Origin of the sequence: Rhodoblastus sp. (genome assembly GCF_052145335.1) — a bacterium.
Taxonomy (GTDB): domain Bacteria; phylum Pseudomonadota; class Alphaproteobacteria; order Rhizobiales; family Beijerinckiaceae; genus Rhodoblastus.
On sequence record NZ_JBKQOU010000143.1, the window covers coordinates 1 to 18,853 of the forward strand.

General features: G+C 62.1%; 19 protein-coding genes and 1 pseudogene. 9 read left to right on the forward strand and 11 right to left on the reverse strand.

Going from position 1 to position 18,853, the window contains the following annotated elements:
• Positions 1-191: 191 nt before the first annotated feature.
• Positions 192-458 carry a helix-turn-helix transcriptional regulator gene (locus ACLP2E_RS09980; RefSeq protein ID WP_442465827.1) on the reverse strand — a complete coding sequence of 89 codons (267 nt, stop codon included), beginning with the start codon at positions 456-458 and terminating at the stop codon, positions 192-194.
• A gap of 327 nt (positions 459-785) precedes the next feature.
• Between ACLP2E_RS09980 and ACLP2E_RS09985 the strand changes: the two genes are divergently transcribed.
• Genes ACLP2E_RS09985 through ACLP2E_RS10000 form a run of 4 tightly spaced genes read left to right on the forward strand, consistent with a single transcriptional unit; the run spans position 786 to position 3,692 of the window.
• Entirely contained in the window at positions 786-1,787 is a 1,002-nt protein-coding gene (locus ACLP2E_RS09985; RefSeq protein WP_442465816.1) for a hypothetical protein, read from the forward strand.
• A 1-nt stretch (position 1,788) separates the two neighbouring features.
• Positions 1,789-2,532, forward strand: a complete 744-nt coding sequence (locus ACLP2E_RS09990; protein ID WP_442465817.1) for a YtxH domain-containing protein — start codon at positions 1,789-1,791, stop codon at positions 2,530-2,532.
• A gap of 15 nt (positions 2,533-2,547) precedes the next feature.
• On the forward strand, positions 2,548-2,946 hold the full coding sequence (locus ACLP2E_RS09995) for a phage holin family protein (protein ID WP_442462191.1): 399 nt from the start codon (positions 2,548-2,550) through the stop codon (positions 2,944-2,946).
• The gene (locus tag ACLP2E_RS10000; protein ID WP_442465818.1) at positions 2,943-3,692 is read left to right on the forward strand and encodes a hypothetical protein; all 750 of its coding nucleotides are present in this window, start codon (positions 2,943-2,945) and stop codon (positions 3,690-3,692) included. The genes ACLP2E_RS09995 and ACLP2E_RS10000 overlap by 4 nt, the downstream gene beginning before the upstream one ends.
• Positions 3,693-3,739: 47 nt before the next feature.
• Here the strand turns inward: ACLP2E_RS10000 and ACLP2E_RS10005 are convergent, their stop codons facing one another.
• Positions 3,740-3,955, reverse strand: coding sequence for a hypothetical protein (locus tag ACLP2E_RS10005; protein WP_442462189.1), 216 nt, complete (start codon positions 3,953-3,955; stop codon positions 3,740-3,742).
• Between the two features lie 333 nt (positions 3,956-4,288).
• On the opposite strand from ACLP2E_RS10005, the gene ACLP2E_RS10010 reads away from it, so the two are divergent.
• Positions 4,289-5,086 carry a sensor histidine kinase gene (locus tag ACLP2E_RS10010; protein ID WP_442462188.1) on the forward strand — a complete coding sequence of 266 codons (798 nt, stop codon included), beginning with the start codon at positions 4,289-4,291 and terminating at the stop codon, positions 5,084-5,086.
• 770 nt (positions 5,087-5,856) lie between these two features.
• Here ACLP2E_RS10010 and ACLP2E_RS10015 read toward each other — a convergent pair.
• The 3 genes from ACLP2E_RS10015 to ACLP2E_RS10025 all read right to left on the reverse strand — a co-directional run bounded on the left by ACLP2E_RS10015 (position 5,857) and on the right by ACLP2E_RS10025 (position 7,159).
• Positions 5,857-6,084, reverse strand: coding sequence for a hypothetical protein (locus ACLP2E_RS10015; RefSeq protein WP_442462187.1), 228 nt, complete (start codon positions 6,082-6,084; stop codon positions 5,857-5,859).
• A gap of 136 nt (positions 6,085-6,220) precedes the next feature.
• On the reverse strand, positions 6,221-6,613 hold the full coding sequence (locus ACLP2E_RS10020) for a hypothetical protein (protein WP_442462186.1): 393 nt from the start codon (positions 6,611-6,613) through the stop codon (positions 6,221-6,223).
• Positions 6,614-6,688: 75 nt separating this feature from the next.
• A complete protein-coding gene (locus tag ACLP2E_RS10025) occupies positions 6,689-7,159 on the reverse strand; it encodes an Hsp20 family protein (protein WP_442462185.1) in 471 nt (156 codons plus the stop codon).
• A 336-nt stretch (positions 7,160-7,495) separates the two neighbouring features.
• Here ACLP2E_RS10025 and ACLP2E_RS10030 point away from each other — a divergent pair, with 336 nt between their 5' ends.
• Complete coding sequence (locus ACLP2E_RS10030) at positions 7,496-7,918, forward strand: hypothetical protein (RefSeq protein ID WP_442465819.1); 423 nt, start codon at positions 7,496-7,498, stop codon at positions 7,916-7,918.
• 317 nt (positions 7,919-8,235) lie between these two features.
• Here the strand turns inward: ACLP2E_RS10030 and ACLP2E_RS10035 are convergent, their stop codons facing one another.
• The 4 genes from ACLP2E_RS10035 to glpK all read right to left on the reverse strand — a co-directional run bounded on the left by ACLP2E_RS10035 (position 8,236) and on the right by glpK (position 16,344).
• The gene (locus ACLP2E_RS10035) at positions 8,236-9,474 is read right to left on the reverse strand and encodes a glycoside hydrolase family 18 protein (RefSeq protein ID WP_442465820.1); all 1,239 of its coding nucleotides are present in this window, start codon (positions 9,472-9,474) and stop codon (positions 8,236-8,238) included.
• Entirely contained in the window at positions 9,471-10,955 is a 1,485-nt protein-coding gene (locus tag ACLP2E_RS10040; RefSeq protein WP_442465821.1) for a polysaccharide biosynthesis/export family protein, read from the reverse strand. Before ACLP2E_RS10040 ends, ACLP2E_RS10035 begins: the two co-directional genes overlap by 4 nt.
• Positions 10,952-14,419 carry a polysaccharide deacetylase family protein gene (locus ACLP2E_RS10045; protein ID WP_442465822.1) on the reverse strand — a complete coding sequence of 1,156 codons (3,468 nt, stop codon included), beginning with the start codon at positions 14,417-14,419 and terminating at the stop codon, positions 10,952-10,954. The genes ACLP2E_RS10040 and ACLP2E_RS10045 overlap by 4 nt, the downstream gene beginning before the upstream one ends.
• A gap of 428 nt (positions 14,420-14,847) precedes the next feature.
• Positions 14,848-16,344 carry a glycerol kinase GlpK gene (gene glpK / locus ACLP2E_RS10050; RefSeq protein ID WP_442465823.1) on the reverse strand — a complete coding sequence of 499 codons (1,497 nt, stop codon included), beginning with the start codon at positions 16,342-16,344 and terminating at the stop codon, positions 14,848-14,850.
• A gap of 156 nt (positions 16,345-16,500) precedes the next feature.
• Here glpK and ACLP2E_RS10055 point away from each other — a divergent pair, with 156 nt between their 5' ends.
• Positions 16,501-17,556 (forward strand): saccharopine dehydrogenase family protein, encoded by a 1,056-nt coding sequence (locus ACLP2E_RS10055; protein WP_442465824.1) that lies wholly within the window; start codon positions 16,501-16,503, stop codon positions 17,554-17,556.
• Here ACLP2E_RS10055 and ACLP2E_RS10060 read toward each other — a convergent pair.
• Complete coding sequence (locus ACLP2E_RS10060) at positions 17,546-17,869, reverse strand: hypothetical protein (RefSeq protein ID WP_442465828.1); 324 nt, start codon at positions 17,867-17,869, stop codon at positions 17,546-17,548. The genes ACLP2E_RS10055 and ACLP2E_RS10060 overlap by 11 nt on opposite strands.
• Between ACLP2E_RS10060 and ACLP2E_RS10065 the strand changes: the two are divergent.
• Positions 17,826-17,978, forward strand: a pseudogene (locus ACLP2E_RS10065) (HlyD family secretion protein); the annotation flags it as partial. The gene ACLP2E_RS10060 and the pseudogene ACLP2E_RS10065 sit on opposite strands and share 44 nt — an antisense overlap.
• Positions 17,975-18,361: a hypothetical protein gene (locus ACLP2E_RS10070; RefSeq protein WP_442465825.1), complete on the forward strand. Its 387-nt coding sequence runs from the start codon at positions 17,975-17,977 to the stop codon at positions 18,359-18,361. The pseudogene ACLP2E_RS10065 and the gene ACLP2E_RS10070, both read left to right, overlap by 4 nt.
• 2 nt (positions 18,362-18,363) lie before the next feature.
• Here ACLP2E_RS10070 and rsgA read toward each other — a convergent pair.
• A partial coding sequence (gene rsgA, locus ACLP2E_RS10075; protein WP_442465826.1) for a ribosome small subunit-dependent GTPase A occupies positions 18,364-18,853 on the reverse strand: 490 nt, incomplete at its 5' end.

The following is an 18,853-nucleotide window of genomic DNA, read 5'->3' on the forward strand; positions in this document are numbered from 1 at the left end:
GGCGCCGAGGTCGAGGCTCAATTCGCTGTCGCGATCGAGAAAATTGCGTTCGACCAGTCCGCGCGCCGCCAGCCAGTTCCTCGATGTCCATCGAACGCCGGCGACTTTCGCCACGACGTCGTTCAGACGAAATCGGTTGAGAAGTATCCGGCGATCTTCGGTCACAAGCTCACTTCTATGCGCTGGGCCGGTCAATCCACCGGCGCCAACTCCCGCGAATTCGTGCGGAATTGTCCCGGGGTCATTCCGGTCAAAGCCACGAAAGCGCGATGGAAATTCGACGGGTCAGCATAGCCGACGCGCAGCGCCACTTCCGCCACCGGCGCTTTGCTGGTGGCCAGAAGCCGCTGCGCGCGCCGCATACGCGCCGCCTGAACGATCTCGGCGCCAGAATGCGGACGACCCGGCGCTTCAACATGCCGTCGAAGTCGCCCGTCCAGCGAATCGTTCCAGGCAATGACAACGTCGGCTGTCGCGCGATGACGGAGCGGCTCTCGGAACTATCCTGCGCCTTGGAAAAGGCGGGCCAGGCCACCACCAGGATCGACAACAAGGCAAGAACCAAGCGCTTCATGATGACGACGGCCCCCCGCTCACGGCAATGATAGCGCTGGACGAAACGAGTGCGCGAATTCCTTCCAGGGAAGGCTTCCGAAACAACGGGCAGGCGCCGAAACCTCCTATCTGCAACTCTTGCGGTATCTAGCGCAATTGTCGGACGCCGCCGCGTCGGAACGAAATTACGTTACAAGTGTTGAAGTTAGCCATTAAATGGAGGTCATCAAGTGCCGCACAGCAGCGACTCGCGTAGTGTTGAAAATCTCAAGCGGGAGGCGGAGCGCAGTCGGCGCGAACTCACGCAGTCCGTGCATCAGATCCGTGACGCCGTAAGCGACGCGACCTCCGATCTAAGCGCCAAAATCGCGCCCCGGACGATCAAAGCAAACATCGGCGATTACGTGCGTGCGCGGGGCGAAGACATGTTGGAGGCCGCGCGTCGAAATCCTCTCCAGGCCGCCGCCGTAGCCGCGATTGCCGCATATCCGGGCATGGCGATCGCCAGGCGTATCCCGGCGCCCCTAATGATGATCGGGGCGGGCCTCTTCCTGATGAGTTCCGAGGCAGGCCGCGATCTATCGCGTAGAGCGACCGAGGGCGCTGGAGATCTCGCTGAACAGGGACAGCGCATGGCTCAAGACTGGCGCAAGCATTCGGCGGACACACTCGCGAGCGTCGGAGCCTCTATCCGCAGCAGCGTGAGCGAGACGGCCGGCGCCGCCAGCCAGTATGCAGCCCAGACCCGTTCTGACATTGCGGATGGAATTGCTGCGTCCCAGCGCGACATGCGGGACGCCGCGCACGGCCTGACATCAAGTGCGCGGGACCTGGGTGGGAACGCAGTGGGCTCGACGAACGCTACTGCCGTCGCTCTGGCCAACTGGGCGCGCGAAAATTCAATGATGGCTGCCGCTATCGGAATGGCGGCAGGTGGGCTCGTAGCGAGCGCGCTTCCCGTGACGCGCGCGGAAGCCCGCCTTACGGAGACCGCGGGCGGCGATCCGCGTCGGCGACTGCGCGACGCAGAATCCCAAGGCGTGACCACGGCGACTGAAGCTGTGGAGCAGATCCACGAGCGGACGAGTCAGCAGGGCCTCACGCCTCAGGCCATAGCCGAGGCTGCGCGCGATTTCGGCGAGCGCGCTCTCAAGGTGGCGGAAGCCGCCGCCGACGCGGCGCTCTCGCGCGCGGACGGACAAAACGACAGCCCCAATCCCGCAGGAGGTTAATATGCAGAACACCAATGATCCGCCGGGCTTCAACCCCGCGCGACCGAAAGAAATCGGCCCCGACTATGGGCGCGGCAGCTTTCAGGGCGGGTCCCGAGCAACGCGGGAATCATCAACGCAGAGCTTTCCTGGACAGGGCCCATCTTCCAGTCAGGGTTTGGGCGACCAGGCTATGTCGGCGGGTCGCGACATGGCGGAGCGTGCGCAAGACGCCGCTTCGGAGACCGTTGACGCGCTAAGGACGCAGGCCGCTGACCTCGCCTCGCAGGGCCGCGACAAGATCATGGAGAAGGCGCAGGATCAGAAGCGCGCCGGAGCGGAGTACCTTTCCGGGATCGCCGAGTCGATCCGGCGCGCAGCGCGCGAGTTCGACCAGGTCCCGTTCGCGGCGAACTACATTCGTACGGCGGCCTCCGGGGTCGACAATGTCGCAGAGACGGTGCGCAATGGCGATTTCTCGGAGCTTATCACTGAGACGCAAAATTTCGCGAGGCGCCAGCCGACTCTGTTCGTTGGCCTGTCCATGCTTGCCGGTTTCGGCGTCACGCGGCTCCTGAAGGGCGCCGCCGCGCCCATGATATCGGGAAGCGGACAGAGCAGCTTGACGGGTTCGCCGGCAGATGCGGGGCGTGCGAGCGGACCCGGGCTGGGCGGCACGGACGAGCCGGGAACGATCGACCACGGGGCCGCCAGCGACAGCGGCGCGCGTCAGCCGGCTGGCGGGGATAACGGTCTGGGCATGTGAAGCGACGGAGCAAACATGAGCGACTTGCAAAGCGAACTCAAATCTCTTCGCGAACTCGTCAGTTCGGCGCTGCACCAGGCTTCTGGCTTGCTGAGCAACGAGATGGCGCTGGCTCGCGCCGAGATCACGGAAAAAATAGCGCAGGTCGGGCGCGGAGCCGCCATGATCATCGCAGGCGCGGTGATCCTAATGCCGGCGCTTACGCTCATACTTCTAGCGATTGCTGCGGGAGTGATGGGGCTCGGCTTCTCGCCTGGGGTTTCGTATCTCATCACCGGCGCGGGGGCGACCATCCTGGCCTGTATCGCGATGGGGATCGGCATGGGACGCCTGTCGGGCGAACAGCTGAAACCCAGGACCACGATCGATGAGATACGGCGGGACCGCGAAGCCGTCAGGGAGATGGTGCGATGAGCGATCAAACATATACCCGCAGCCGGCCGGGCTTCGCGTCGAGCGTGATCGATACGGCGCGGGAAAATCCGCTTGCCGCGGCGCTCGTCGGCATGGGCCTCGCCTGGTTGTTTGCGGGCGATCGCTCGCTGCGGCTTGGGACCCAGGCGCCTGCAGCCGCCGGCCGCGCCCTGAGCGCGGGCTCCGTCATGGCCGATATGGCTCGGTCTGCCGGCGAGGCGATTGGTAGCGCAAGTGAATACGCCGCAAACGTAGGCGCGAGCGCGGCGCGGCAGGCGGCCGACATAGCCGCCTCGGCGGCGAGCCGCGCCAGCGAGGCGGTCGGTTCAGGAATGAACCAGGCCGGCGATCTGGCGGGCTCCATGGGCGGGACGCTGCGCACGACCAGTTCGCGGGCTGTGGCGGACCTTACGAGTTCGGCCCGGTCGCAATTTGGCCAAATGTTGGACCGGCAACCCTTGCTGCTGGCAGCGGGCGCTTTCGCCGTCGGCGCCGCGATGGCGGCCTCCCTGCCGCTTACAAAGACCGAGGAGCGCGTGCTCGGGGATGCCGCTGAAAACGCCATGCAATCGGGACACGCGGACTCCATCGGCGCCCAGTTGCAAAACGCAGCCGCAGCCGCGAAGGAAGAAGCACGTCGGCAGCGCTTAACGCCCGCCGCGCTGAAGACGGAAGTTGAGGAGCTTCGCGACCGGATGACCGGTGCGATTGGCGGCGTGCCCGGCGCAAATTCCCCTCCCGCCTGAACTCGACTAAGCGCCTATCTCACAGGAACGCGGAATTACCCGGCAACCTACCGCCGCGCCGCGCTCCGCGCGGTCGCGACGCCCATTCTGATGATCATATCGCCGTGCGGGTCTAATACTTGCAGCACTTCGCCCGGATGCCCGAATTTGTCGGCAACAACCGCCAATTCGCGCCAAATGGCCGACAGGGATGGCATCATAAAATTCGCCTCGCGACGAATTTCGCCGCCCTGGCCGATTAAACGCCAGCTAAGTTCGAGCATCGCCTTCCTCCCACCCGTAATGTTCCGCGAAATGAGCGCGGACGCCGCAGTTGAAACGGTCGAATTTACGGGATGTGGTCAACTTACCATCGTGTTGTCCTGTCGCATTGTTTTGGATCAAATTAGCCGGCCCCTGCCGGTGTATTAACTGCAACCGGTTCGGCGCAAGTCCGCCGGAAAGCTTGGACGTCGTTAAAAACGATGAGAGGTTGAATCCGGAGACCAGTCAAACCCCGCTTATCCCAAGCTACCGATTAGCCAATATCTTCTTTTTTCAGGTTATGCTATTCCCTGCCTTGGGGCGGGTTCCTTTAGCCGAGCCGCGAGCAAATCATGTCGAGTTTGGAACGCGTCAAGTCGGAAATCCAAGCGGAGATCATCGAGCAGCAAAGCACTGCCGCTCCCCTGAGGGAATGCGAATCGCGTACCGATGTCGGGGATCGCGATTTTGAACGACGCCTCAAGGAACAGACGGCGGAGCTCAGGGAGGCCAACGCCCGTTTGGCTAAAGCGCTCGAGCAGCGTGACATTCTCCTCCGGGAAGTCTACCACCGCGTGAAGAACAACCTTCAGGTCGTAGACCTCCTGCTGGCCGCGCAGGCGCGGGCGACTGCTAACGAGGAAGGCGCCGCCGCGCTCAGAAACGTTCGACAGCGGGTCTTCGCCATGGGCTTGGTTCATCAGCAATTGACGCATTCGGAAGACTTGAAGACCTTCGACATCGCGCAATTTTTAAAAGTATTGTCGAAAAATATCATCGAATCCGGCGTTCATGACGACGTCGAAATCACCGTCCAATCGATCCCTTTGGCAGTGGGGCTGGATTTCGCCATTCCGTTGGGATTGCTGGTAACCGAATTGGTGACCAATTCTCTTAAACACGCATTTCCTGACGGAACTGGCGATATTTCCGTCGTGCTGCAACGCCGCGATGGCGATAAGATCGCGCTGATCGTCGCCGACAACGGGCAGCCGACCGAGAGCGGCAAATCCGCTCCTTTCGCATCGCAACCAGGGCGCGGAATTAATATCATTACGGGTCTTGTCGCCGAACTCCAGGGCGCAATCGCAATTGAGACCAGGAATGGAACCCGCACCGAAATTGTCATCGCAGCTCCAATCCAGACATGAAGGGCTTCAATTGGAGCTAAATGCGGCCTTACACGGAGCGTCGTCAGTTTGACACAAGTTCCTTCTATTATGCTCTCAATTCCAAGGCGCGCTCGGATGTACAGCCGCATTGGATCGGGCCCCGCACGGTGAAAACCGGACGCGGGTTTTTGTTGTTTGCGAGGCCATTGCCTCAATCAGCCTCGCCGGCGGCGGGGGACATTCGCCGGACCTTCAGGCTACGCGCCAATGGCGTAGTGCGCCAGAAGGAGGTCTGCACAAGCCGCCATGTACCGCCCGGCCCTCGATCCGCCGCGATTCGTCTCGTTCAGTTGGAGCAGGAGGCTGAGGCGGAACGGGGCGGGCCGATCCGCTACTGAACACCGCGGCGCCACACTGCTTTGCGCATTGACATCCAACATCAGGACAATCTCTGCACTGTGAAAACGTTTGCGGTCGCAACGATCACGCTTATCGCCCTGCAGGCGTCGCCGCTGGCCTTGCTGGCGCTGGTTGGAGCCGTCGGCGGCTGCGTTGGGAGGCGTCCACGTAGACGGCGGCCGGCGCCGGTGAGGACGATGTGAGCACTTGCGACAGGCTTGCGAACATAAGGATGAGCTAGGCGAGGGCAATTGCGCTAGATACCGCAAGAGTTGCAGATAGCAGGTTTCGGCGCCTGCCCGTTGTTTCGGTTTTACTGGCGTGGCCCGAGCCGGCTCGCATTTTTACGCTGCAATCGAGTTTGCGGCGCCGCCACTCGGCGTCGCCGCAATCAGTTCTGAGTTTGGGTTTCAGGCCGCCTGCATATCTGCGAATTCGTGGCGCGCGATCGAGACCCCCGCGAGAATCTCGACGTCACCGGCGGGATTGGTCACGCGGACGCGGCTTCCAGGCTCGTTTATGGTCTTGGCAATTTCGGTGACATGCGACCACGCAGCCTTCAAATTCGGGAGCGCGATCGACTTGATGGCGGTAATGGTTTCGTCACCGTTCAGAACCGCGAAATCGTAGTGCTGCATTTTCGTCCTCTTATCTTGCTTGAGTAATGGGGAATTGGTGACGCCGCGGCCGGCGGCCCCTTTGGGATCGCGGTCGTTGGCCGGGATCGAGCGACGGCCAAGGACAGAGCTTTCGCGATTTTCATCATGGCCGAGCCTACGCAGGCAGGGACCCGTGATCCGACCCGCCGCTCGGTCCGCGGCGCAGGCCTCGCCGCGGCCACCAGAAAAGCTCGGGATCGAAGCGTATCGTGGCGGACTGGGCCGCCCGTAGGTCAAGCTCCTTCAGCGCGTCCATGACGTCGTCCCAACTCGCGTTCCTGCCATCGTCGGTGCGTCGCTGCAGCGGATTCGCCTCCTCGGCGCACGCGTCCGAGGCCCAAGACGAGAGGATCGCCCTCTTTTCGTTCAATGTGAGGTCGGGGTCGTCGACGACGTCCGACGGACGGGCGAACGCCCGCGCCGGATGAAGAAGATCGTCGAAGTCTGCCCCCCCGCCGAGCCGGCGTGCGGCGCCCCGATCGAGGGTTTTTCGAAAATCGTGTTTCATTTACGTCGCTCCATGTCACATCGATGACGGCCCGGACCCGTCGACCGGGCCGCCCTTGGCATCGACCGCCTCCTTTCAGGCGGCCTTCTCGTGCTCGATGGTCTTGACGTTGCCGCCCTCGCCGGGCGCCTTCTTGACGCCGACCTCGATGCGGCGGGGCTTCATCGCCTCGGGCACCCGCCGGACTAAATCGATGTGCAGCAGGCCGTCCTCGAAGGACGCTCCCTCGACCTCGACAAAGTCGGCGAGGTTAAAGCGCTTATCGAAAGCCCGCCCGGCGATGCCGCGGTAGAGGTATTCGGCATTGTCGTCCTTCTCCGAGGGGCGGGCCGCGACCGTCAGCACGCTCTGGTGCTGGGTGACCGCGATCTGGTTGGGCGCGAAGCCGGCCACAGCCAGGGAGACGCGGTAGGTGTCCTCGCCGGTGCGAACGATGTTGTAAGGGGGATAGCGATCCTCGGATTCGAGGGTCTCGTCGATCATGGCGAACAACCGGTCGAAGCCGATGCTGGTCCGCCAGAAGGGGTCGAAGTCTATGTTCCGCATAGCCACATTCTCCAATGAGCAACATGGGTGTGTAGAACGCCGGACGCTGCCGGCGCCGGTTGGATCGAGCCACGGTGGCGCTCGACGAAAATCGATCTAGGAAAGCGAAAAAGCCGCTTCAAGAGGGGCGCCGAAAAAAATTTGGAAGCGTACACCACATTGATATTTATTAACTATTTTAGACGGATGGTTTCCATTCATTTCTCCCGCCTGAGATGCAGACCCCTTTGAGAGTCGCCAGTTTTCGGCGCAAGCCGGATGATTTCCCGGTCGAGGAAATTGATGTTGGGTGGGTCGTAATACTGCTGCTCGGGAACCAGACCGATCGTCTCCATTTTGGCGACCATCGGCGCGTTGGCGGCAGCTGGTTTTCATCAGCTGGGCGAGAGTGGCGAAATGGTCATCGATATCGAGGCCATCGACCTGCTTGCGCACGGCGCTCTTCATATCGACCGCCGGGTCGACAATCGCGGGAGGCGGCGCATAGGGCCTGCCATAAGCGTTCAGCGGAACCTGAACGGCCTCGTCGGGCGTTCCCTTGCATTGCACTACGTATTCTATCTGATTCCTCGGCGTGGAGGTACAGTGTATTTATATCCCGAATACAGCCCGTTCATCTATGCGAGGAGCTACGCATGCCGCAATGCGGGGATTCCCGTGGAATTTTTGCAACCAAGGCTGCGTCGCCTCGGCAACGAGCATTGTTTGAAACCTATCTCTTTAACCTCGGTCACGGCGTCGACACAGTATCTCGAATGATAGATGACGATCTGCGCGGATATCGTGATCTAGGCGCGCAGTGGTACGCCGATGACATTGCCGTCGTGCAGCAATTATTTTGCTCGGCATATCCAAATGCCCACGGGTGCATCACGCGACTCTGAATGTTTTGGCGGCGCGAGGCTTGCGCTGCGCTGGTGACCCTGAGCAGACCTGCGCTGGCAATTTGCCGAGAAGATTTTGCCAGGCGCGCTGGGGCGCTTTGGCCTTCCTTGAAGCAATTGCGTGCAGGAACATTCCTTTCGGTCTAATGGTCCAAGATTACATATTGTTGAGCTGCCTGGTAGACGGGCGTGTCAGCGCTCCGCGGCGGCCTTTCCGATCAAGCCGTCTAACGCCGCCGGCAGCAACTTGCCATCGTCCGCTCCGATGTCCCAAATCATCACGCCGGCAAGCGCGTGTTTGCGCGCATATCTCGCTTTTTCCTTAATCGATTCCGGGTCGTCGTAGCTGATCCATATGCGCGTGTGCGGGTTGTAGAGCCACGGGACACGGGCGTCCGGGTCCCGGTGCGCGCCAAACCCGTTCTCCGCTGGACGCAAAGCTACCAAGTTCTGGTAATCCATCGTATCCAGGCCGCCCCATTCCGGCGGGGCGCCGGATTCTGCGGGTTGGCCAAGGCCGTCGTCTTTCACGCCCACGTTTCTGTATACATGTGCGTAAAAGGGCAAGCCGAGCGTCAGCTTGTCTTGCGGTACGCCGGATGCGAGCAGCATACGGACGCTGGCGTCGACGTTCGGCTCGCCCCCCGGCAATTTCTTAGAGGCGAACAGGGGGGCGTTAAGTCCGGCCACTGACGCGCCGGCGTAATAGTCGTAGGTCATCGCCTCTATGCGATCGACGATCCCGGATAGCGCATGGAAAGCAAAGCTGACTGCTTTGTCGCGGTCAGCCGGCGCCGCCAAAGACAATTCGTAGCGCCTGTCGTTCGCGACGCCCAGCAAATCGAGCTGCCGCCGCATTTCGTACATCAGGGATGTCAAGTGATCGCCGTCAGATGGGCTGACGATATTGCCTGCGGCGCCCCCGCCGCCGGGGTATTCCCAATCGATGTCAACACCGTCGAACACCCCGGAATGCGAGGAAAAGAAAGTCTGGATCACGGATTCGGCGAACCGCTTCCTACTTTCCTCGGTAGCGGCTACCGTAGAAAAATACTTTGACCCCGTCCATCCGCCGAGCGCGATCAGAACCCGCAGGCCAGGATGCGCGCGTTTGAGTTCGATCAAGCGGGCGAAGGCGCCGCCGGGACCGGAGGGGGAATCGCCCTCACGGCACTCGCCGATGTCGACGCAGGGATCCGCGAGCGCCGCGGTCCGTTCCGCGGTCACGCCGCCAAACGCGTAGACAAGGTGGGTCAGCCTGCTGGCTGGGATGGCGGATACCTTATCGCCGGACCAGAGTTTCCACGAGGCCAGATAGGCGACGACCGCCCGGTCGGAAGGCGCCGACTCGGCGGCCGCTTCGGCTATCCCCCATAAGACCGGGAAAGCGGCCAAGAAACAGGCGAACGCGGTTCGGCCGGCGTGTTTCATTGTCCCTCCCGCGACGCCTGTCCCTCAATGATCGGCGCCTCGGGAATGTCGGAGCCTCTTTTGTCTTGCGGTTCAGTCGCCGAAGCCGCCGAGGAGAAAGACGGCGCCGGCTTGGTCACCTCGACGATGTCGCCCGGTAAAACCGGCGTGATTTCAGTCGCCTGAATGGTCGTCATGCCCTCCGCGGTGGAGCGGAGTATCCTGACCGTCGGCCGTCCGGTTCCGCGGACGAAGGTGGCGTTTGCGAAGTCGAGCGTGGGCCCGAATGTGGCGCGCGTGATGGCGGCTTCCGTAATGGAGTCTTGCAGATTGTCGATTTCACGTTGACGGGCGATGGCCGCTTCGGCGAACTCGGCGGTTTTTCTTTGCCGCAGCGTGATCGCGCTTTCTTCGAGACGCGCCATCGACGCCAGGAGATCGTTCAAATGGGCGCGTGCTAGTTCGAGGCTTACCTGTGTCTGGTCGACGGTATTTTGCACGATAAGTCCGCGGGTTTTGTTATTCGTCACGAACTCGTATCTCTGCGCGGCCTGTTCGAGCGCGGATTGCGCGTCCTCCAGGCTTTTTTTCAGGATCTTGCGCTCGTTTTCGATCGCGGCCAATCCTTCGTCAAAGGCAGCGGTTTCGCCTTTTTGTTTTGCGTCCTCCAGGATTACTAGCTGGTTGGCTTCGGCGAAGCGTCTCTCGGCGGCATGTTTGCCGACGAGGGCGACCAAGGTCGCCGACGGCGTTGGCGCGCCGCCGTCGCGGCGGGCGACCAAGGCCTCCCGTTTGGCGATCAGGCCGGCGAGCGCCGCGTCAGTCTTGCGCAGATGTTCCGTCGCCTGCAGAACGTCCATGCGGTCCGCGGTTTGCGGGCCGGCGGAACGCACGCCGGCGAGTATCATCGCATGCAGGACCGTCATGTAGGGACGGTAGTCGAAGACACCGGCCTGCGGGACGCTGCCGGTGACGTAGATAGGCTCGCGCTTAACGAGCTTGATGATCATTTTGACTGGGTGGCTGAACAGTGGCCCAGATTTCGCGCCGAGTTCGCCTTGAAGGCCTTCTGGCGTAAGCCCGGCGGCTTTCACTGTTCCGATGAGCGGGACGTAGATCGTGCCATCGAGTTGGACGACGTATTCACCGGTCATTTCGGCGTCCTCGACCAACATCGATAGCGCCGGCCGGGAAGAGTGTGCGTCGCTCGACCCGGTCGTTTCGTAGAATGTCAACTTTAACGTGTCGCCGTTCACGAATCCGGTTTCTCCGGAGGGGGTGATCGGAGCCGGGATAATCGGGCGCGCGGTCGTCCTCAACGTGTCGTCGTTCACGAACCCGGTTTCGCCGGTGGGGGTGATCGGAGCCGGGACAATCTGGCGCGCGGACGTGGTTGCGAAGATGTCTCTGCCGCCTGCAGCGAAGAAGAGGATCGGCACCGCGCAGGCCGCCAAGAGCGCCAGGCCTGCGTGGCGCCGGAGGGGAGACAAATGCGTGGTCATGTCGCAATCTCCTTGCACGGTTCGCGCTGAAGTTTCACGCTCGTTTCACCGCTCATCTCGCGGAAGCGGGGGGCGAAGGGGACGTTGCCGGTTCGCAGGAGTTTTCCCCATCCCGCGGCGGATCCTTTCGCCGCCGCCAGCAGGGCCGTTATAGCGGCCACATAGAGAAGCTGCCGGTAGGTGAATCGTTGTAGGACGACAAGAGGCAGCAGCCGCAAGTAACCGCTTCGGCCGTCGAGGACGATCCCTGCCGCGGCGGCCGCGAGGTCGACAGCTTGGAACGCGATCCAGTATGCAGCGATCAATCTCAGATCGCCGCCGTGCGGGAGCGGCCAGCCGCATGCCAAGGCGACGGCGACGTGCAAGAGGGACGCCGCGAGCACGGCATCCATCACCGGGGAAAGCAACGTGAACCCAAATTGGAACAGGTAGACGTTCGGGATCGTGATCAAGGAGATTCCGCGCGGGCGCTCCAGCAGCGCCCCCGAATGCTTGAAAGCGGCCTGCAGAGTGCCGAACATCCACCGGAAGCGTTGTTTCATGAAGCACCGCACCGTCTCCGGCGCCTCGGTAAGCGCGTGCGCACGAGGTTCGCAGATGACGCGCCAGCCGCGCCGTGCGACCGCCATGGTAAGATCGGTGTCTTCGGCCAAAGTGTCGCGGGAATACCCTCCGGATTCGACCACGGCTTTTCGACGCCAAGCGCCGATCGCGCCTGGGACGACGCAGATGGCGTTGAAAAGCTCGAACGCCCTGCGCTCCAGGTTTTGGCTTGTGACATATTCGAGGGCTTGGAAGGCCGTCATCAGACCGGCACGGTTGCCGACTTCTACGTTGCCGGCGACGGCGCCGACCGAGCGATCGCCGAAATGCGAAGTGAGGCGCTCGATCGCGTCCGGCAGGAGCACGGTGTCGCCGTCGATGGCGACCATTACTTCTATGTCAGTGAACGCGATTCCGTGGTTGAGGGCGGAAGCCTTGCCGCCGTTTTCCTTGCGGAGGATCTTCACACGTCCGTCGCCGCCGAACGCCGCGCGCGCCGTATCGAACGTGCCGTCGGTTGATCCGTCGTCGATTACGATAATTTCGAGACGGTCGGAGACGGTGGAGTCGAGAATGCTGGCGATGGTTTTGCGGATCGTCAGTTTCTCATTATAGGCTGGGACCAGGACGGCGATCCGCCCAGCGTATGGGGCCAGTGGAGGGGATCGTCGACGCTGACGCGACTGGAAAACGGCCAAGACTATGATGCAGAACATTCGCAGTGTGCCTGCGATGGCCGCGACGATACAAACTTCTGGCAGGACGTTGGCCGCCCAGCCGAAGGAGCGGACTGCAACACGCCATACCGCGCCTTCCGTTTCGGCGACGGCGCTGGTCATTGGTTCGGAGCGCATGACGTCGGCCCGTGTCAGCCCGGCCAACTCGTGGGTGGAGACGAAGTGGTATCCCTTGGCGCGCAGTCGGTCGATGATCATCGGCAAAGCCTTGATCGTGGCTTCCCGGTTTCCTCCGCCGTCGTGGAGCGGGATCACGTGACTGTCGTGCTTGACGACGCCATTCTCCGCATTTTGGGCGATCCATTCCGCACTGATGAAGCAATAGTCGCAAGCTACGGAGCCCAGTTCGCCAATCATGTAGCCGAGTCTGCTAGCCGTAACGGCGACGTCCGGCATGGCGTCGAGGTAGTCAAACCCGGGACCTGCATAGGGCGGGCGGAACAGGCGCATTTGCATTCCGGTGAAGGCCTTGACGACGCGCGCGCTGGCGTTCAATTCGGCCTCGAGTCTCCCTGGCGAAAGAAGAAGCGGATCGGCGTGTGAAAAGGTGTGGTTGCCGACATCGTGGCCTTCGGCGTATTCACGCTTGATTAGATCGGGCGCGTCCGCGACATTGCGGCCGATCACGTAGAATGTCGCCCCTACTCTTTTCTCTGCCAGGACGTCCAGTATTCTGCCAGTGTAGCGGGGATCGGGGCCGTCGTCGAACGTGATCGCCACCGACTTCGGATCCTTCGCGGCCAGCGTCGTCGTTGCCACTTGGACAGGTAGCCGCGTCATCTGCTCACCGATGATCAGACCCAGATCCTTGTCGTAGTCGACCGACCGGACTCCGACGTCTCCTAGTTGCGCCGTCAGGAGAACCCCTTCTTCGCCCTCATCGGTGCCGTATCTGGAATCGGCTGTGCGGATAGGCCACAGCGCAGATGCATAGGCGCCGTATCCGGAAACGGCGGTACTGATAGCCTGCAGCGCAGATGCGTCGGGCACGCGGCCGCGGCCGAACGAATGCCAGACGCCGGGGTCTTCGAGGCCGAGACGCCAGAGCGCGATTCCTGCGGGCGCCGTGGCGAGTGCAGCCTTTGTCTGGTTAAACGCGGTCGCGGCGTCCAGCAGCCATGCTTGATGCGGCAGCCCCTTGCCGTCGTGATAGGTGAAGGCGCCGTTGAGCGAACCGCCGTCGAACGAGAACTGGGCATTGGTTCTCCGCAGCTGGTCCCAACATTGCTGAACGGAGAAGGTCTCAGAACGTCCAGCCAAATCCGTGTCGCGGCAGAATGATCCGATCGACATGATGAGCTTGGATCGCGGGACCGCAGCGATGAGCAAGCGAAGTTGGTCTTCAAACCACCCCTGGCCGGCGGCGGCCCCGGCCGCCTGATCGCTGTCGTTTTCGTAGGCGCCGGCGATGACGAAGTCGGAAAGCGCGGCCAGCGTCTGCAAGGCGCTCGGCTTCGTGTTAGGCGCCACGAGCAGGATCGTCTTCTTTCCCGCTGCTCGTAACTTCATCGCGACTGCGTCCACGAAGGCCGCCAACCGGCCAACGTGACTATCGCGCATTTCGCGGAGGTTGAGGACGACCCCGGCGAAATCGTTGTCGGCCGCGTAGGTCGAAATGCGGAGCGCCAGTCGCTCTTGCATCCCGCGGTCGGAGAGGAAAGCGTCGGTTTTAGCGGCGGAAAGCGAACTGGTGATTTCCGGATAGATCTGGATGCGGCTGACGTTGGCGCGGATCCATCCAACTACTGCGGCACGGCCCGGTCCTTCCAGCATGGCGACCTCGCCGTCGGTGTCGCGCAGGCGCAGCCAATCGGCGATGACGGCATCGATTTCCTCAGCATGCCGTTTGAGCGACAGCATGGCGCTAGGCGTCGACCCCGTCGACAGGAAAGCCATGCGAATGGCTTTCGCCGCGTCGGGGGGAATGGCGCGGCCTTGCGCGAACGACAAAGGAATTTCGGATTCGGCCCGCGGCAGGAGGTCGACAGACAGCGCGCGTGACGGTTTGTCCTCCGATCGGGCCGAAAAGGTGGGGCTGCCGAGGTCGAAATAAACGCCGTACGAAATTACCGCCGCCACGAACATGGCAGCCGCGGCGCAGCACCCGAGGATGGCGTTGGCGACCTTCGCCCGGCGCCCTTTGGGATCGAAGAAGACTGGACGCGTTGTATCTGGCGCACGCATAGGTTCAGCCTCCGTTGTGCCCCATCGCGCGCCTTCGTATTTGATAATTCAAAATTTAAATTGATCGCAACGAAATTGTCAATATACGTAAGTATATTTAAATATATTATAATATACATCAATATGAGTATTACACTTCATAATCCTGTAAACTTTTGAAGTACGCCGGACGGGCGCCGGAATTGCTTCGACGCAAAAACAGTGTTACGCACCCGCTCAAGCTATACGGTCAGATCGGATCCATCGTGAATTCCCGGAATTGGCGCCCATCGGCCGGCGAGCGCGAGTTTATTGGGCGACAAGCAATGCTGAAGTTCGATGGGCTGCGGTGGCCACGACGGCGCGCTCTTTTGCGTAACCGCTCCCTGGGGTGATCGGTCGGTTCCATCGCGCCTATTGTTAATGCCAAATGCTGCTCGCATTCGCGCTCAATCGACCCAGTCGAAAGAACGCGTCACCGCCTTGTTCCAGCAGGCGTAGAGCCTGTCGCGCTCGGCCGGCTCCATTGAGGGTTGCCAGCGTTTGTCGAAGGCCCAATTGGCGACAATGTCGCCGGTCGACTCCCAATAGTGGGTGGCAAGGCCCGCCGCATAGGCCGCGCCGAGCGCCGATGTCTCGATAACCTTCGGACGCACGACTGGCGCGTCGAGAATGTCGGACTGGAACTGCATGAGCAGTTCGTTGACGACCATGCCGCCATCGGCGCGCAATTCCTTGATATGGACGCCGGAATCCTTGGCCATGGCGTCGAGCGCCTCGCGGGTCTGGTAAGCGGTGGCCTCGAGCGCGGCGCGGGCGATATGACCCTTGTTGGCGAAGCGCGTCAGTCCCGCGACAATGCCGCGCGCATCGGCGCGCCAATACGGCGCATAAAGCCCGGAAAATGCGGGAACCAGAAATACGCCGCCATTGTCGGCGACGCTTCTGGCGAGAGCCTCGACTTCCGACGCCGAAGAGATCAGGCCGAGATTGTCGCGCAGCCATTGCACGAGCGCCCCGGCTATGGCGATGGAGCCTTCCAGCGCATAGACGGGCGGCTCATTACCGAGCTTGTAGCCAAGCGTGGTGATCAAGCCGCATTTCGACGTGTAAGGCTTTGCGCCCGTGTTCATCAGAATAAAACAACCCGTGCCGTAGGTGTTTTTCGCCTGTCCGGGCTGGAGGCAGGCCTGGCCGAACAGGGCCGCCTGCTGGTCGCCGAGGATGCCGGCGAGCGGGACATTGGCGAGAACGCCGGTCGCTAGCCCCATCGTTTCGCTGGAAGAGCAAATTTCCGGCAGGCAGGCGCGAGGAATGTCGAACAGGTTCAGGATGTCCCGATCCCAATCGAGGCTTTCGAGATTCATCAATTGCGTGCGCGAGGCGTTGGTGACATCGGTGATGTGCCTGCCGCCATTGACGCCGCCAGTGAGATTCCAGGCGATCCACGCATCCATTGTGCCGAACAGCAGATCGCCGGCTTCGGCGTCCTTCTGCGCACCGGGCGTGCGATCGAGCAGCCAGCGCAATTTGAGGCCGGAAAAATAGGTCGCCAGCGGCAAGCCCGTCTTGGCGCGCAGGCGATCCTGTCCACCGTCCCTGGTGAATTCACGCACGAGGTCGTCGGTGCGCGTGTCCATCCAGACCAGCGCGTTATGCGGCGCCTGGCCGGTGCGGCGATTCCAGATGACGGTCGTCTCCCGCTGGTTGGTGACGCCAACACTGACGATATCGGCGGGGCTCAGACCCTTCTTGGCCAGGGCGCCGCGAATGACCGTCTGGGTGTTGCGCCAGATCTCCGCCGGATCGTGTTCGACCCATCCCGCCCTGGGATAGATCTGTTCGTGTTCCTTCTGGTCCATCGAAACGATCTCGCCCTGACGGTCGAAAATGATAAAGCGTGTCGACGTCGTGCCCTGATCAATCGCGCCCACGTATTTGCTCATTCTTTTTTCCGTTTTTGGCTTCTTGTTTTTATCGCATGCGACGGCGTGGCGCTTGGCCCCCCGATCACGCAGGACGTTCAGTTGCGAAAGCCGTCGTGACAATGACGGAACGGTATGACAACCTCGTCAAGCATTTTCGACTGCGGGGAGCGCCTCATGGACGGAACTATCCTGATCTATGGAGCGACCGGCTATACCGGCAAACTCATCGCGAAGGCGGCTGTCGAACGCGGTGTGCGCCCTATCCTGGCGGGACGGAATATCGAAAAGGTCACAGCGGTCGCCGAACCGCTTGGGCTGGTAGGACGGGCATTCGATCTTGGCGCCGCCGCGATCCTGGACGCGGCGCTCAAGGACGTTTCGGTGGTACTCTGTGTCGCCGGCCCATTTTCCGCGACTGCGCGGCCGATGGCGGAAGCGTGTATCCGCAACCGAGTTCACTATCTCGACATCACCGGGGAAATTGACGTCTTTGAGGCGATGGCGTTGCGCGATGCCGAGGCCAAGCGGCAGTGCGTGATGCTGCTGCCCGGAGTTGGCTTCGACGTCGTGCCGAGCGACTGCCTCGCCGCGCATTTGAAGCGACGGCTGCCAGACGCCAGCGATCTGAAACTCTGCATTTCACTGGGTGACGACATGTCGCGCGGCACGGCCAAGACCATGATCGAGGCGATCGCCGCCGGCACGCGCATGCGCCGCGGCGGCCGACTTGTCGCCCATGATCGCGCCGAAGCGGGCTCGTGCGATTTCGGAGAAGGAGAGAGGGCAACGTTCCGGGTCAGCTGGGGCGATGTCGCGACGGCCTTTCATTCGACTGGAATCCCTAACATCGAGGTCCATTTCGAAGCAACTTCGGCAGTCGAAGCGTTCGTGCGGATGCCCCGGCTGGTCAAGTCGTTCCTGGGGCTTGGCTTCATGCAGAGCTTCCTCAAGGCCAGAGTTGACCATATGCCGGAAGGTCCAGGCGAAGCGGCGCGGCGCGACGGTCGGGCCATTCTCGTGGGCGTCGCGCGCAATGACAAAGGCGGGTCGGTTCGCTCGCGCCTGAGAACGCCGGAGGGTTATGCGTTGACGGCCGCGACAGCGCTCGACGCCGCTCAGCGCGTCGCCGCCGGAGAGGTCAAGCCTGGGTTCCAAACGCCCAGCCTCGCATTTGGTGCTGATTACATACTCAGCTTCGAGGGCGTGACGCGCGAGGACGTCAACGCCTGAACGCAAATCCGCCTGCCAACATCACCCGTCTCAACGCGTCGCGGCCATTGCGCCAGCCATCCGCCAGCGCGCCGAAGGCAGCGCCGCGCGCTCTTCCGGCGCCATCAATTGCGGGGTCGATCTGGTCGCGGGAATAAGCGTAACTGTGAAACGCGCTGCACATGAGGCCAAAGCCTTCCTGGACGCGGCGCAAAGGCAAATCGATAATCTGCAGGCGCGGCAGGCCAGCACGCGGGCGAGCCTCGACGGCGCCGAGGCCAAGCTGGAGCAGCGCCGGAGCGCAGTTCGCCTTGCTGCCGCCGGAAAACGCCACCGGAAATTTCACCAAGGTGGTTCAGCGCGTGCCGGTGCGGGTCGCGCTTGACGCCAACGATCCAATGCTGGCGCGCCTGCGCTCCGGCCTGTCGGTCACGGCCACATGATGGGCAATCTCGGCGGTTCGATCGGCATCGCCTCTCTGTCGACCATGATCGACCGCCGCGAGCACGTACATTTCTCGGCGCTGGCCGAAGGGATCACGGTGAACGCCGTGCGCACGCAGGAGCGGCTCGCAGCGCTTGCGGCCGGCCTGCATGCGCATGTCTCCGACCCGATCCTGGCGAAGTCACAGGCGATCGCCATGCTCGCCGGGCAGGTTCGGCAAGAGGCCACGATCATGGCCTATGCGGACGGCTTTTATCTCGTTGGCTTCGGCCTTGTGCTCAGCCTCGGCGCGATCACGCTACTGCGCAGGCCCCGCGAGAGTCCGTACGCCAGCGGACGCCCACTGACGCATTATATCGGAAGTCCTTGCGCACATTTCTGAGTTCAGCGTTTTCTGCTGCGAGCGGGCGCGCCTCCGCCACTGTACGAGGTTGTTTTAGTTGGCGTGTTGTGGTCGTCTTCGTCGACAAGTTTGCGCCATCTTGCCAGTCGCGCCGGCTCCAATGCGCCATTGGCTACCGCGGCCTGCACCGCGCAGCCCGGTTCATGGGCATGAGTGCAATCGCGAAACCTGCAAAGCGGGGCAAGCTCCGTAATTTCGGCGAACAGGGTGCTGACCCCATCGGCCGCATTGCCGATATGGAGCGTGCGCATTCCCGGCGTATCAATCACCCAGCCGCCGCCCGAAATGGCGTGAATCGAGCGCGAGGTCGTAGTGTGGCGTCCTTTCGCGTCGTTTTCCCGAATCGCTCCGGTTTGCTGCGGCGACTCCTGCGTCGTTCCTACAAGAATATTGACCAGTGTCGATTTGCCGACGCCAGAGGAGCCGACCAACGCCACCGTCTGCCCGACCCCGCACCAAGGGGCTAACGCC